Here is a 259-nt window from a genome sequence, read left to right as displayed (position 1 = left end):
CTCGTTAAGTGGCGGCATCAAGGTTCAAACTCAGCCTGCGTTAACGGGCTTTGGTGACCTGCAGATATTAAACGGCCGCTACGAAGTCTATGGTCAAAACCTGATTATCCGAACCGGTGAAGTGCAGTTTAACGGCCCTATCGACCAGCCTATGTTGCTGGTTGAAGCCATTCGCGATCCCGAACTAACTGAAGATGACGTCATTGCCGGTGTGCGTATTGAAGGGCCAGCGTCGCAACCCAGTGTGAATTTGTTTTCA

At 50.6% G+C, this 259-nt stretch carries 1 protein-coding gene; it reads left to right on the top strand.

Annotation, left to right across the window (positions count from 1 at the left end):
- A partial coding sequence (locus NLF92_RS13310; protein ID WP_254102723.1) for a translocation/assembly module TamB domain-containing protein occupies positions 1-259 on the top strand: 259 nt, incomplete at both ends.

The sequence above is a fragment of the Opacimonas viscosa genome (genome assembly GCF_024199005.1).
Classification (GTDB): Bacteria; Pseudomonadota; Gammaproteobacteria; order Enterobacterales; family Alteromonadaceae; genus Opacimonas; species Opacimonas viscosa.
This window is presented reverse-complemented; position numbering and strand designations above follow the sequence as displayed.